This is a genomic window from Paenibacillus polymyxa (genome assembly GCF_001719045.1).
Lineage (GTDB): Bacteria > Bacillota > Bacilli > Paenibacillales > Paenibacillaceae > Paenibacillus > Paenibacillus polymyxa_B.
The window spans coordinates 2904588-2918219 of record NZ_CP015423.1; the positions used below are offsets into that span (position 1 = coordinate 2904588).

Sequence of the window (13632 nt, forward strand, 5' to 3'; positions counted from 1 at the left end):
GGATTGAATATGAGCGTAACATTAACGGTCGTAGGTCTGGGCTCGGGAGATCCGGATCAGCTTACGATAGGGATATTGAACAAAATGCGGGGCGCTTCAGCGCTCTATCTGCGGACCAAGGAGCATCCTGCGGTTCAAGTGCTGAATGAGTTTGAAGTGGCTTTTGAGTCGTTTGACAAGGTATATGAGACAAAGGATTCCTTTCCAGAGGTATACGAGGAAATTACCAGCCAATTAATTACAACGGCTGCTAAGGCGGCAGACGGAAGCGAAATCGTCTATGCGGTTCCCGGTCACCCGATGGTGGCAGAAGCAGCGGTGCAGTTGCTTAAGGAGCGTTGTCCTGCGCAAGGGATTGATCTGAACATTCTGGGCGGCGAAAGTTTCCTGGATGAAGCTTTTGTGCGTCTTGGTTTTGATCCGATTGAGGGTTTCCAGCTGTTGGACGCAGGTACACTGGATGCCAGCTGGCTCCAGCCTCAGCTGCATACGCTGATCGGACAGGTGTATGACACCTTCACGGCATCTGATGTAAAGCTGTGCCTGATGGAGCGATATCCTGACGATTATGAGGTGTATGTCGGTCACGCTCTTGGGGTGGAAGGTGAGGAAGCGGTGCACAAGGTGCCGCTGTACGAGCTGGATCGAGTAGAGGGCTACGGGAACCTATCCTTGGTATACATACCTCGCAGTGAAGATGAGGCACTGAAACGGCGTTCTTTTGACCGTCTACACGAGATTGTCGATATTTTACGCAGCCCGGAGGGCTGTCCATGGGATCGTGAACAGACACATCAGTCGATTCGCAAAAATCTGATCGAAGAAACGTATGAAGTCATCGAAACGATAGATGAGGACGACCCTGAGCATATGAAGGAAGAACTAGGCGATCTGTTGTTGCAAATTTTGCTGCATGCCCAAATGGAAGAGGAAGTCGGAACCTTTAATGTGTATGATGTTATCCAGGGGCTGAATGATAAGCTTATTTTCCGTCATCCACATGTATTTGGTGACAATCAAGCGAATGATGCGGAAGAGGCGCTGCAAAACTGGGAGCAGATGAAGGCTGAGGAAAAACGGCTTAAAGGCACGACGGCAGCATACCCTTCCGTACTGGATGGGGTTCCACGTGATCTGCCTGCTCTTATGAAATCGTACAAGCTCCAGAAGAAAGCAGCTAAAGTAGGCTTTAACTGGGATAGCATTGAGGGCGTATTTGATAAATTAGACGAAGAAGTGGCTGAGTTGAAGGAAGCGGTTCGTGAAGGGCATGCCGTGGAAGCCCAGTTGCTGGAGTTAGGCGATGTGTTATTTGTTGCCGTGAATGCAGCCCGGTTCATGGGAGTAGATCCAGAAGAGGCATTGTCCGCCACCAATCGCAAATTTGTCGACCGTTTCCAGTATATTGAGCAGAAATTACGCGAGCAGGGGCGTCGTCCCGAAGAAAGCAGCGTAGATGAAATGGAGACTTACTGGCAGGAAGCCAAAAAGCTCCTTGGCAAAGCGTGATTCCACACATTCGCTTTTGGCTGCACAGACCAGTAAAATGAGACATATGCAGGGTTGAAAGAAGGCCCAGTTTGAGAAGACTTGCCAATGGACAGAGTTTTGTAGTAGGATGTTGGCTTAACTGGGGTCGAATAAAAAAACGCCTGTCATTGCAGGATTTTTACGGACAAGCCAGAATAACTTGTAGTAATTCTGAAAATAACTGTAGCTTATAGTTAAGCGTGTTACAGTGACATTCAGGAGGGCTTCGGCCACAGTTGGACCTCACGTCTGCTCCATAAATGGACATGCAGCGTGATGATTATTTTTTGACATTTGGGAGGCTTTTATCTTATGAACAAGACAGATCTGATCAACAATATTTCCAGCAAAAGCGGTTTGAGCAAACGTGACGTTGAAGCTGTATTGAATGGCGTTCTTGGTGAAATTACAGATGCACTTGCTAGCGGTGACAAAGTGCAACTGATCGGCTTTGGTACTTTCGAAACACGCAAGCGTTCCAGCCGTACAGGCCGCAATCCACAAACCGGTAACACGATTGAAATTCCAGAATCGACCGTTCCTGCTTTTAAAGCCGGTAATAAGCTTAAAGAAGCCGTTAACTAATGCGTCTTGATAAATTCTTGAAAGTCTCGCGGCTGATTAAGCGGCGTACGGTAGCCAAGGACGTCTCCGAACAAGGGAGAGTGCTGGTGAACGGACGCGAAGCCAAGCCGAGCAGTGCGGTCAAAGTAGGCGATGAAATTACCGTCCAGTTTGGCCAGAAGCTGGTGACCGTGCGAGTGGAACGGCTCGCCGACACTACACGCAAGGACGAGGCTGCAAGTATGTACACTTTGGTAAAGGAAGAGCCTATTGCCAGGGACAATGGTTTGAACTGGTAAGCAGACCTCTGATTTTCTCATAACTGTACATGAAAGCATTCCTTCATTATTTTATGAAGGAGTGCTTTTTTTCTTTAATGACGAGTTTTCGTCCATCATATGCTGATTAACAGCAAAAGCGGTTCTAAATCATACGGCCCCCTTCATAAGCTAAGAACAGAAGGAGGGGTACATGCCATGATTGAACAAGGGAAGTCCAAGCACCATGATCTGCGCATGCAAAGCCGCAAGCAACTCGATATTTCAGGCGTCAGCAATGTGGAGAGCTTTGACAGTGAAGAATTTTTGCTTCAGACCGAGCTGGGCCATCTCACCATTCGCGGACAACATTTACATATCAAAAACCTCAGTCTAGAAGAGGGGCTGTTGTCCATTGAAGGTCTGATTACTTCCCTCGTCTACCTGGAGCCCGGGGCCCCGGCCAAAAACGGAAAAAGCCTATTCGGCAAGATCTTCAAATGAACCCTTACACGCAATGGCTGACGTTGACGTGGATGCTGTTGTCGGGCATAGCCATGGGAGTGGTGTTTGACAGCTACCGGGTGCTGTCCATCCGCTTTCATTTTGCCCGCTGGAGCGTTCATATGTTGGACGTGCTGTACTGGGTGGCCTCGGCTTTGTTTATTTTCCGTGTGCTATACGCGAGTAATCGCGGTGAGCTGCGGTTTTATGTCTTTTTAGGACTACTTTTGGGGGTTTGGCTCTATTTTTGGGCCTTTAGTGTTACAACCCAACGTTTTGTGGTAATGTTATTAGAGATAGTTCGCAGACTGACGTTGATCGTGAACAGCATACTGCGCATCCTGATTGTTCTTCCGGTGTTAGCGCTGTATCGGCTGTTACGCAAGCTGGTCGGATGGACATGGGCACTAATTGTGTTCCTGGGAAGGATGCTGATATACATCCTGATGCCGGTTTGGAAGCCGATCCTATGGCTGATCGGTCCGCTTAAAGCGCGCTGGAAGACTCCAGAGTTGCTCGTAAAGCTGGGTATCAGACTGAAAAACACAGCGAAAAGATGGTTTGGAAGGAGGTAGTATCATGCGTAATTCGTCTGTAGATCGCCATTCATCTTCTACGTCCAAGTCCAACGCGGGCGGGCGCAGGCGAATCATGATTTGGTTGCTATCGCTTGCCGCCTTTGGTAGTTGGGCAATTTTTACCTTTTTTTCTCAAGGCATGATTATGGCCGATCGAAGTGAACAGCTCACCCAGAAGGAAAAGCAGAAGCAAGCTGCTACACAAACGGAACAACAGCTTCAAACCGAAGTGAATCGTCTGAAGGACCCTGAGTACATTGGCGAGATTGCCAGAAGCAAGTACGGTCTTTACAAACCGGAAGAGACGCCAATCATCGGAGATCAAAAATAGGAACATTATCGGGCCAATGCTTAGTTGACCTTGGTTCCGCCATTTTGTATAATCAAATCACCACAGCGGGATTTTTTTGCAAAAAAATCGGTTGTATATTTTAAGGGAGGATCATTTTATTCTATGGCAATTGAAGTGGGCACCAAGTTAGAGGGCAAAGTGACAGGCATCACGCATTTTGGAGCATTTGTGGATTTGTCTGGAGGTGTCACGGGTCTCGTTCACATCTCGGAAATCGCCGATAACTATGTTAAGGATGTTAACGACCACCTGAAGATTAATGATGTTGTGACGGTGAAAGTCATTAATGTTGACAAAGATGGCAAAATCGGACTTTCCATTAAGCAAACGATTGACAAGCCGGCAAGTGAAGCCCGTCCCCCAAGAGCTCCAAGACCGGAGCGTACAGGAGGACCAGGCGGAGGCGACCGTTTCGGCGGTGGAGGTTCAGGTCCAAGTCAAGGACGCGGTGGTGGTGGCGGTGGTTTCAACCGCGATCGTGGAGGCCGTTCTTTCAAGCCTGCACCGGGTAAACCTTCATTTGAGGATAAAATGTCACGCTTCCTGAAAGATAGTGAGGAACGCATTTCGTCGCTGAAAAAGAACACCGAAGGTAAACGCGGAGGACGCGGCGCGAAGCGTGTTTAATTCACTTTGACAACCGTATCAATCATACACGGAAAACCGTACAGTCGAGAGACTGCTACGGTTTTTTTTGCGTTCTACCGACAACGGATGCGATAAGCAGCGATTGTTGGCGCTGAATCCAGTGGTTAGTCGTACGGGCATTTATGAGATTCGCAATTTTGATGAAGAAGAAAAGAGCTTCGATGCTGGAAAGCGGATGTTTTTTTTGTCGTGAGGACATAATCGTCCGACAAACTCCAACGGTTTTCCGTCTATCTTCTGTGCAAATCGCTAGATTGGACATCAGGATGAACGACATCGAGAGGTCATATAAGGAGTAGCGGGACGTTTCTTCCATCGGCTTCCATACGGGCGTAGCTTGATGTTCAGAGTGATGCTCTGTCCTTTCGCGCAGAACGTTTTTTTGTCGGAAATTTCTTGGAATAAGACGTGGGGTTCTGACAAACTTTCTCAGTCGTTCCGGTTTAAGATAGGAACATCAAATTGATGAATGGGGTGCCTGACGCATGATGGAGAAATGGAACGTGGTACATTTTCCGGGGTTAAAATCTAGAAAGTCCAAATCCAAAGAGCGTACGGAAGGGTGGTCTTCCAGACTCAAGAAACGGCTGGATTCACATAAAGTGGTGCAATGGGTAACGGCGCAAAGATGGATGCTGCTATTGTCAGCTATGGGAGTTCTACTGGGACGCGCCACTATTTTGGACGAGCTTTCTCCGTTTGCCCTCGCTTATTTTGCGGTCATAACGTTTCTTCGGCGTGATCTGATGCTGCCTGTAGCTGTATCCGTTGTGTTAGGCAGCCTGTTAGCTCCTTACCCATCGTTATTTATGATTGGTGGCGAGCTACTGGTATTTTATCTCCTGTATCGCGGACTACGAACCTTCGACCGTCTGGAATTATCCTATGCCCCGCTTATGGTTTTCTTGTCGGTGTTTATGGTCAATTTATTTAACGCCGTGATGGCTCCAACTTTTACATGGTATGAGCTTATCATTGTGGGAACGGATGCGGTTCTCAGTTTTATGCTCACGCTGGTGTTCACGCAGGCCATACCGTTGTTTACGTACCGCAAGAAGACAAGCCAGCTCAAGAATGAGGAAATTTTATGTCTTATTATTTTATTAGCCTCTGTGATGACGGGAGCAGTAGGCTGGACTGTTCATTCATTGTCTGTCGATCATGTACTATCGCGATATTTGGTCTTGGTGTTTGCTCTGGTGGGAGGTGCCTCGCTGGGCGCATCGGTCGGTGTAATTACCGGTTTAATTTTAAGCTTGGCCAATATGTCTGCAATTGTGCAGATGAGTTTACTCGCTTTTGCAGGTTTGCTGGCAGGGATGCTGCGTGAAGGGAAAAAGGGTGCTGTTGCGCTTGGGATGCTGCTAGGCTCCTCAATTCTGACGATCTATTTGGACGGAACCGGAGACGTGCTGACGTCAACTTGGGAGAGTTGTGCGGCGATTCTATTATTCTTAATGACCCCAAAAAGTTTCTTTAAAGCGGTTTCTACCTATGTTCCCGGTACGCAGGACCACGCCAAATCTCAGCATGAATATGCCAAAAGGGTCCGCGATCTCACCGCAGAGCGGGTAACGAAGTTTTCCCGTGTATTCAGTCAGCTATCCCGCAGCTTTCACCAGATATCTGCGAGTGAGAGCACGAAGTCGGACGGAGAAATCGAACACTTTATGAATGCGGTGGCAGAAGGGACATGTGCCTCCTGCTTCAAGTGTGAGCAGTGCTGGGACGGCAAGTTTATGCAAACCCATCAGTATATGACGGAAATGATGAGCGCCATTGAGGATAACCCCGATTTGGAGCCGGAGCAGATCCCCCCGCAATGGAGCAAGGCATGTGCTAAAACGGGCGCTGTCCTGCAAGTGATGAAGCAGCAGTATAGCCTCTACCAACATAATATGCAGTGGAAGCGCCAAGTATACGATAGTCGTCAGCTTGTTGCTGACCAGCTATCGGGTGTATCACAAATTATGGAGGATTTAGCGCGAGAAATTCAGCGGGAAGGACAGACCATGCATCGGCAGGAGGAGCAAATACGAGAGGCTCTTGATAGACTGGGCTTGTCCATCCAATCTATTGAGATTATTAATCTGGATGCAGGTCAGGTAGAAATTGAGATTGTCCATGCCTATACAAGGGGATTTGATGAATGTCGGAAAATCATTGCTCCACTTCTGTCGGACATTCTGGACGAGCATATAGCTGTGATGCGCGAAACGGAGGCAGATCGCCGCCAAGGCTTGGCTACAGTCATGTTCGGCTCTGCTAAAACGTATGAGATTGCTACAGGGGTAGCTAGTGCCGCCAAAGGAGGCGATTTTTTCTCAGGAGACAGCTACAGCATGATGGAGCTAGGGAACGGGACTTTTGCAGTCTCATTAAGTGATGGTATGGGGAACGGAGAGCGCGCGCAGCAAGAAAGCAGTGCAGCACTTAACATTTTGGAGGAATTACTGCAATCGGGTATGGACGAAAAGTTGGCGATCAAGTCGGTTAACTCTGTCCTGATGCTGCGATCACCTGAGGAAATGTACGCTACGGTCGATATGGCGCTGATTGATCAGTACACGGCCCAGACAACTTTTATGAAGATTGGGTCTACGCCGAGCTTTATTAAAAGAGGGGAGGAGGTCATCCCTGTATCTGCCAGCAACTTGCCGATTGGCATTATACAGGATATTGAAATTGATTTGGTATCACTGCAGCTCCAGCCGGGCGATATTCTCATTATGATTACAGACGGTATATACGACTCACCCGGTTACGCGGTTAATAAGGAAATATGGATGAAACGCATGATTCAGGAAATTGAAAGCGAAGATCCTCAGCAGTTGGCCGACTGTTTGCTAGAACGGGTTATTCGATACCAACAAAATCAAATCTATGATGATATGACTGTAGTTGTTAGTAAAATCGACCACTTCCGCCCAGAATGGGCAACTCTCCATGTACCTGGCATGAGGTGGTTGGAACGTCCACGGACGGTGAGCTAAGCCGACATTGCCCGGGAAATTCCTTACCCATTTTTAAAAATCCGCATCCTTCGTTTGAATCGTTCCGGATTAGGCAAAGATAGAATCTATCGGGATAGATTAAGAGGAAGCGGAGGTCAAAAAACGATGAAGCAAATTTTGATCATTACAGACGGATGCTCAAATGTAGGTGTTAGTCCAGTCATGGCGGCTGCCCAGGCTTTACGGGAAGGTATTACAGTGAACGTCGCCGGAGTCATAGATTATGGAACTATTGGCGAGCTTGGCAGTGCGGAGATTCAAGAAATTGCTAAAGCAGGGGGAGGGTTTAGCCAAATCGTAGGGACAAAACAGTTGGCGCAGACCATGCAGATGATGACGCGCAAAACGGTGGTTCAAACCATTCAGCAGGCGGTTAATAGAGAGTTAACGCACATTCTGGGTGAGGGTGGCGCCAAACATATCGGTGAACTTCCTCCGGCCAAACGAGCCCAAGTGGTTGAGGTGATGGATGAACTGACAGAAACAAGCACCCTGGAGATTGCTTTGCTCATTGATGCAAGTGCGAGCATGAAGCCCAAGCTGCCTGCTGTAGAGGACAGCATCCGCGATTTGCTGCTCAGTTTACAGTCCAGAAGCGGACACAGCCGTATATCTGTATTTCATTTTCCGGGCGGCAAAATGGGAGAAGACGCAGTCATGGATATCGGTTGGACCTCTGAGCTTAACCAGATCAAATCGATATTTGGACGCTTGCGGATGAAAGGGGCAACACCGACAGGTCCTGCCATTTTACAAGTGATTGATTATTACCGATATGTTACACTAGGAGAACAGAAAGATCTGGAAGAATCCTATGGCAAAGGAGAAGGGATGCTCGGTGACTACGTCGTCTGATCCCGTTCTTGCACCCGGAACGGTCATCAAGGGCAAGTGGAAGCGGAGCAGCTATGTCATCCAGCGCTTGCTGGGCCGGGGAGCGAACGGAACTGTATATTTGGTAAAAGAAGCACAGGCCGATCGGCAATTTGCTCTGAAAATGGGGAAGAACACGCTTGATCTGCAATCAGAGATTAATGTGCTGACCACATTGCAGTCTCAGGGGACTCAGGCCGCCCTTCAGCGAAATGGAAATCCTTCCTTTTTGTTCGAGGTGGATGATGTAGTGTTACGCAGCGGAGAAATCCCCTTTTATGTTATGCGATATGTTAAGGGTGATCCGCTTCATCGTTTTGTGGCAGCCAAAGGGCCGGAATGGTATGGTGTGGCTGGAACTGGTATACTGAATCGTCTGGCGGATCTCCATCAGGCAGGATGGGTGTTTGGCGACCTGAAGCCGCAGAATATTTTGGTCAATGCCTATGGAGAGGCTGAATTAATTGACTACGGTGGGGTGTCTCTTGCTGGTCGGAGTGTTAAACAATTCACAGAGTGGTATGATAGGGGATTCTGGAATGCTGGCAGCCGAAATGCTGATTCCCAGTATGACCTGTTTGCCTTCGCTCTTCTAACGATTCATATATTGGAGAGCGAATCATTAAAGACCGCTGCGAGTAGGCTGCCACAGCTGCGGAATACGGCAGAATTGACGGTCATCATTCGCCGTAGCCGTGTATTGCGCCCCTATGCCGAATGGCTGCTGGGTGCAGTGCGTGGAGAATATTCCGATACTCGTGCAGCGGCCCGATCTTGGTCACGTTTGGCTTCCGCACATGTCAGGCAATCGTCGGTTAAAAAAGGGAACCCACGCTGGCTGGGATATGCTTTCACGGTATCGCTTTTGCTGCTTGCCGGAGCGCTCTGGATTGCGTTAAGGTAGCAGCAGACTTACATAAGATAACAGATGATCATCATTTTTACGGTCGGGAGAAAAGAGGGTCGTGAATGGGAACAACAAAACCGACCGGTGTTGTGCAGGAAGTGCTCGCCTTGGCGCGAGATCATTCACTGTGGAGCCCCGGAGACCGCATTGTGGTTGCTGTATCCGGTGGGCCGGATTCGGTGGCCCTTTTGCACATTTTACATGAAATATCCGTTATACATATGCCTTTACAACTCGTCTGCGCTCACGTTCATCATGGCTTCAGACCAGAGGAATCGGATGCGGAGGCTGAAGAGGTACGCAATATTGCCGGAAAGCTCGAACTACCATTTGAAATGACTCGGGTGGATGTACCCGCTTATATGAAGGAGAGCGGGAAGGGGCCACAGGAAGCAGCCCGCGAGCTGCGCTACAGCTTTTTACATGATATGGCTACAAAGTGGGAAGCACAGCATATTGCAATGGCTCACCACGGCGACGATCAAGCCGAAACGGTTCTCTTGCACTTGCTGCGTGGTAGCGGCCCAGCAGGTTTGGCAGGTATGCGTTTGGCGCGCAGGGAAAAAAATGTGCAACTCATTCGCCCGCTGCTACGTATGTACAAGGCTGACCTGATTGAGTTTTGTAACTTTTATGATCTTTCCTATGTGATAGACAGCACTAATTTATCATCCAAATACCGTCGTAACGCCATTCGCATGGATGTGCTTCCTTTTTTGGGGCAATATAATGAGCGACTGACACCGTCCCTAAACCGGCTGGCCGAAACGATGGCTGACGAAAATGACTTTATGGAGGCATCCACGCTGTCGGCATACGAGAAAATGGTGCGCTTGGATAATGGCAGGTACATGTTTCCCATCGCTTCATACCGTAAGCTATCCGTTGCTTTACAACGGAGGTTGATTAAACTAATATTAAATTATCTGCCTTCGGACAGTGAAAATTTTGATTTTCGTAAAATTGAGACCGTTCGACTAAGACTTCTCCAAGAGGCATCGTCTACATGGAGTTTGGACTTGGGAGGCGGTGCGGTTGGAGTCCGCGAATATGACCAGGCGGTTTTGTTTGACCGTACGCAAGTCGTTATGGGCGAATGGTGCTATGGACTAAGTGTATTGCCTTTTTCCGGTGAGCTAGAGTTGCCTGAGGCAGGTGGTATACTTCGGTGGCGAAGGGCTTCCTATTCGGATGCGGACCATCCGGCGAATAAGGAGGAAGCGTGGTTCGACGCAGATCAATTGAGTCTGCCTTTGACTGTACGCTCGCGATTACCTGGAGATACCATGTATGTAATGGGATTAAACGGAAGAAAAAAGGTTAAAGATATTTTTATTGATGAAAAAATACCTCCTTCAATGCGTTCCGTTACTCCCATCGTCTGCGACCACGCTGGAACTATTCTCTGGATTCCGGGCGTACGACGTTCTGTACATGCCGCAGTGCAAAAGCACACGTCTTCGGTTATATATATGTCATGGCAAAGACGAGAGAGTCCGGGGCATCGGTAATTGCGCAGGAACGGCTTTCATAGTATAAACTTAGGAGGTTTACACCGTTGCAAAATGATATTCAGGAAATATTGATCAGCGAAGAAGAAATTCAGAGTAAAATTAAGGAATTGGGTGCACAGCTCAGCGTGAAATATGAAGGTAAAAATCCATTGGTGATTTGCGTACTGAAAGGTGCGTTTATCTTTATGGCTGATTTGGTTAAAACCATTACAGTGCCGTTGGAGCTTGATTTCATGGCTGTATCAAGTTACGGAGCATCCACAAAATCCTCAGGTATCATAAAAATCATTAAGGATTTGGACGCATCTGTAGAAGGACGCGACGTTCTGATTGTCGAAGATATTATCGACAGCGGCCTGACGCTGACGCATTTGATTGAATTGCTTAAAAACCGTAATGCCAATTCGGTATGTGTCGTAACCTTGTTCGACAAGCCTGCACGCCGGACAGTTAATCTTGAAGCAGATTATACTGGATTTACGCTTCCAGATGCGTTTGTTGTCGGCTATGGTCTGGACTATGCCGAGCACTACCGGAACCTCCCATACATAGGGATTTTAAAGCCGGAAATCTACACCAGCTAATCTCAGCCTCCAGTCCTAGGACTAAATAAGGCCCTTTGTTGAGAAGGACTTACAGGCTATGGTAAAATAACTTAAGTGTCTCGAGAGGAGGTAGGGGATGAATCGGTTCATCCGGAATTCTGGTTTTTATTTGATTCTTTTTTTAGTTGTGGTGGGTATCGTTCAGTTTGTTAGCAACAGTAACGAAGCCTCCGATCTCCCTAGATATGACCAATTACGGCAAGAGGTTAAAGCTAATAACATCTCTAAAGTAACGGTCCAATTTGACGGTTACGCCTATCTTGTAACCGGTGCATATAAGAAGCAGCCGGCTAATGCTAAATCGACCAATTTTTCCGTATATGTTCCACCAACGGATCAAGCACTAAGTGAACTGGTGAATGCCAGCGAAACGAACGGGTTTGAATACGTGCAGAAGAAAATGGAAGGCGAAAGCATTTGGCTGACGTTTTTGACTTCTATCATTCCTTTGGTGATCATGTTCCTGTTGTTCTTCTTCCTGTTTAATCAGGCACAGGGCGGTGGCGGCAAAGTTATGAACTTCGGCAAGAGCAAAGCCCGTCTGTATAACGAAGAGAAGAAGAAGGTTACGTTCGAGGACGTGGCAGGGGCTGACGAAGAGAAGCAAGAGCTTGTCGAAGTCGTAGAATTCTTGAAGGACCCACGCAAGTTTGCAGCTGTGGGCGCTCGTATTCCAAAAGGTGTTCTGTTAGTGGGCCCTCCAGGTACGGGTAAAACACTCTTGGCGAGAGCTGTTGCAGGCGAGGCCGGAGTACCGTTTTTCAGCATCTCGGGTTCTGATTTTGTAGAAATGTTCGTCGGGGTCGGTGCTTCCCGTGTTCGTGATTTGTTCGAGAACGCGAAGAAGAACGCACCTTGTATCATTTTCATTGATGAGATTGATGCCGTTGGACGTCAACGTGGCGCCGGATTGGGTGGCGGACATGATGAACGTGAGCAGACGCTCAACCAATTGCTCGTAGAGATGGATGGATTCGGCGCAAACGAAGGTATCATCATCGTAGCGGCTACAAACCGTCCGGATATCTTAGACCCGGCGTTGCTTCGTCCAGGACGTTTTGACCGTCAAATTACGGTTGATCGTCCAGATGTTAAAGGCCGTGAAGCAGTATTGTATGTACATGCTCGCAACAAGCCATTAACGAAGGATGTTAAATTGGACGTAATTGCGAAACGTACAACAGGCTTTACAGGCGCTGATTTGGAAAATCTGTTGAACGAAGCTGCCTTGTTGGCGGCTCGTCGTAACCGCAGAGATATTTCGATGCGAGAAGTAGATGAAGCTATCGACCGTGTTATCGTAGGTACCGAAAAACGCAGCCGCGTAATCAGTGACCGCGAGAAACGAATTGTTGCTTATCATGAAGCAGGCCATACGATTATCGGCTTCTTCTTGGAAAATGCGGATATGGTTCATAAGGTAACGATTATTCCACGTGGACGTGCAGGCGGATATGTCATCATGCTTCCGAAGGAAGACCGCATGTTGACAACTAAGCAGGAATTGCTGGACAAAATCACTGGATTGTTGGGTGGACGCGTATCCGAGGAACTGTTCATTGGTGAGATCGGAACGGGAGCCTATAGCGACTTCCAGCAAGCGACAAGCATTGCACGCAGCATGATCGTAGAATATGGTATGAGTGAGAAGCTTGGTCCGATGCAGTTCGGTACTTCACAAGGCCAAGTATTCCTTGGACGCGATATCGGTCATGAGCAGAACTACAGTGATCAGATCGCTTATCAGATTGACCAGGAGATGAATCGCTTCATCACTGAGTCTTATGAGCGTGCTAGAGAACTCCTGACCAAGTATTCCAAAGAGGTTCATTTGATTGCTCAAACCTTGCTGGTAGAAGAAACTCTGGAACTTGAACAAATCAAACGTTTGATCGAGACAGGTTCTTTGGATGGTGGCACAACGGAGGGAGAAGGAACACCGGAAAATGGTGAGCCTGTGATCGACAACATTGGAGACGTCCGTGTACGTATTCAAGGTAAGGATGACGAGCCTAAGAATACAACGGATCAACCGAATGATATCCCTAATCTGAAAAAGCCAGAGGATGATAACAATTCGGGCAACTCCGGTGGTACTCCACCGACAACAACCTAATCATCCGATAGATAGTTGAATAAGCGTATTAGGTAAGCTCCGGGGAACCAGGTATTATTGGTTTTCCGGAGTTTTTTAAATGGAAGATTATTGATAACGTGATTTGACAGACATCGGAACGTTGTGTACATTTATTGTTAAATAAACGGCTGTCGTCTTCTTAGCGTATA

At 47.9% G+C, this 13632-nt stretch carries 14 protein-coding genes; all 14 read left to right on the forward strand.

All coding sequences use genetic code 11. The features are described 5' to 3' along the window. The first annotated feature begins 9 nt into the window (after positions 1-9). The 14 genes from mazG to ftsH all read left to right on the forward strand — a co-directional run bounded on the left by mazG (position 10) and on the right by ftsH (position 13462). Positions 10-1509 carry a bifunctional methyltransferase/pyrophosphohydrolase YabN gene (gene mazG, locus AOU00_RS13015; protein WP_069290757.1) on the forward strand — a complete coding sequence of 500 codons (1500 nt, stop codon included), beginning with the start codon at positions 10-12 and terminating at the stop codon, positions 1507-1509. A 333-nt stretch (positions 1510-1842) separates the two neighbouring features. Continuing rightward, positions 1843-2115, forward strand: coding sequence for an HU family DNA-binding protein (locus tag AOU00_RS13020; protein ID WP_007428028.1), 273 nt, complete (start codon positions 1843-1845; stop codon positions 2113-2115). Continuing rightward, positions 2115-2393, forward strand: coding sequence for an RNA-binding S4 domain-containing protein (locus AOU00_RS13025; RefSeq protein ID WP_016818913.1), 279 nt, complete (start codon positions 2115-2117; stop codon positions 2391-2393). The genes AOU00_RS13020 and AOU00_RS13025 overlap by 1 nt, the downstream gene beginning before the upstream one ends. Positions 2394-2570: 177 nt before the next feature. Further along, positions 2571-2855: a sporulation protein YabP gene (yabP, locus tag AOU00_RS13030; protein WP_025721693.1), complete on the forward strand. Its 285-nt coding sequence runs from the start codon at positions 2571-2573 to the stop codon at positions 2853-2855. Continuing rightward, positions 2852-3430, forward strand: coding sequence for a spore cortex biosynthesis protein YabQ (yabQ, locus tag AOU00_RS13035; protein WP_013308136.1), 579 nt, complete (start codon positions 2852-2854; stop codon positions 3428-3430). Before yabP ends, yabQ begins: the two co-directional genes overlap by 4 nt. A gap of 4 nt (positions 3431-3434) precedes the next feature. Continuing rightward, positions 3435-3764, forward strand: coding sequence for an FtsB family cell division protein (locus AOU00_RS13040; RefSeq protein WP_013308137.1), 330 nt, complete (start codon positions 3435-3437; stop codon positions 3762-3764). Positions 3765-3887: 123 nt separating this feature from the next. Then, positions 3888-4412: a S1 domain-containing RNA-binding protein gene (locus AOU00_RS13045; RefSeq protein ID WP_014279051.1), complete on the forward strand. Its 525-nt coding sequence runs from the start codon at positions 3888-3890 to the stop codon at positions 4410-4412. Positions 4413-4479: 67 nt separating this feature from the next. Next, the gene (locus tag AOU00_RS26270) at positions 4480-4626 is read left to right on the forward strand and encodes a hypothetical protein (RefSeq protein WP_155765239.1); all 147 of its coding nucleotides are present in this window, start codon (positions 4480-4482) and stop codon (positions 4624-4626) included. A 292-nt stretch (positions 4627-4918) separates the two neighbouring features. Then, positions 4919-7426 carry a stage II sporulation protein E gene (spoIIE, locus tag AOU00_RS13050; RefSeq protein WP_023986443.1) on the forward strand — a complete coding sequence of 836 codons (2508 nt, stop codon included), beginning with the start codon at positions 4919-4921 and terminating at the stop codon, positions 7424-7426. Positions 7427-7552: 126 nt separating this feature from the next. Then, positions 7553-8302 carry a vWA domain-containing protein gene (locus tag AOU00_RS13055; RefSeq protein WP_023986444.1) on the forward strand — a complete coding sequence of 250 codons (750 nt, stop codon included), beginning with the start codon at positions 7553-7555 and terminating at the stop codon, positions 8300-8302. After that, the gene (locus AOU00_RS13060; protein WP_061831248.1) at positions 8286-9224 is read left to right on the forward strand and encodes a protein kinase domain-containing protein; all 939 of its coding nucleotides are present in this window, start codon (positions 8286-8288) and stop codon (positions 9222-9224) included. The genes AOU00_RS13055 and AOU00_RS13060 overlap by 17 nt, the downstream gene beginning before the upstream one ends. Before the next feature lie 65 nt (positions 9225-9289). Next, a complete protein-coding gene (gene tilS, locus AOU00_RS13065) occupies positions 9290-10738 on the forward strand; it encodes a tRNA lysidine(34) synthetase TilS (protein WP_069290758.1) in 1449 nt (482 codons plus the stop codon). Positions 10739-10785: 47 nt separating this feature from the next. Then, the gene (gene hpt / locus AOU00_RS13070) at positions 10786-11325 is read left to right on the forward strand and encodes a hypoxanthine phosphoribosyltransferase (RefSeq protein ID WP_025721686.1); all 540 of its coding nucleotides are present in this window, start codon (positions 10786-10788) and stop codon (positions 11323-11325) included. A 97-nt stretch (positions 11326-11422) separates the two neighbouring features. Continuing rightward, positions 11423-13462 (forward strand): ATP-dependent zinc metalloprotease FtsH, encoded by a 2040-nt coding sequence (ftsH, locus tag AOU00_RS13075; RefSeq protein ID WP_069290759.1) that lies wholly within the window; start codon positions 11423-11425, stop codon positions 13460-13462. Positions 13463-13632 lie beyond the last annotated feature (170 nt).

Excerpts from the sequence above, each read along its gene's own strand:
- tilS (WP_069290758.1), top strand. The coding sequence starts at position 9,290 with ATGGGAACAACAAAACCGACCGGTGTTGTGCAGGAAGTGCTCGCCTTG.
- AOU00_RS13040 (WP_013308137.1), top strand. The coding sequence starts at position 3,435 with ATGCGTAATTCGTCTGTAGATCGCCATTCATCTTCTACGTCCAAGTCC.
- AOU00_RS13025 (WP_016818913.1), top strand. The coding sequence starts at position 2,115 with ATGCGTCTTGATAAATTCTTGAAAGTCTCGCGGCTGATTAAGCGGCGT.
- ftsH (WP_069290759.1), top strand. The coding sequence starts at position 11,423 with ATGAATCGGTTCATCCGGAATTCTGGTTTTTATTTGATTCTTTTTTTA.
- AOU00_RS13055 (WP_023986444.1), top strand. The coding sequence starts at position 7,553 with ATGAAGCAAATTTTGATCATTACAGACGGATGCTCAAATGTAGGTGTT.
- mazG (WP_069290757.1), top strand. The coding sequence starts at position 10 with ATGAGCGTAACATTAACGGTCGTAGGTCTGGGCTCGGGAGATCCGGAT.
- spoIIE (WP_023986443.1), top strand. The coding sequence starts at position 4,919 with ATGATGGAGAAATGGAACGTGGTACATTTTCCGGGGTTAAAATCTAGA.
- AOU00_RS13045 (WP_014279051.1), top strand. The coding sequence starts at position 3,888 with ATGGCAATTGAAGTGGGCACCAAGTTAGAGGGCAAAGTGACAGGCATC.
- yabQ (WP_013308136.1), top strand. The coding sequence starts at position 2,852 with ATGAACCCTTACACGCAATGGCTGACGTTGACGTGGATGCTGTTGTCG.
- AOU00_RS13020 (WP_007428028.1), top strand. The coding sequence starts at position 1,843 with ATGAACAAGACAGATCTGATCAACAATATTTCCAGCAAAAGCGGTTTG.
- yabP (WP_025721693.1), top strand. The coding sequence starts at position 2,571 with ATGATTGAACAAGGGAAGTCCAAGCACCATGATCTGCGCATGCAAAGC.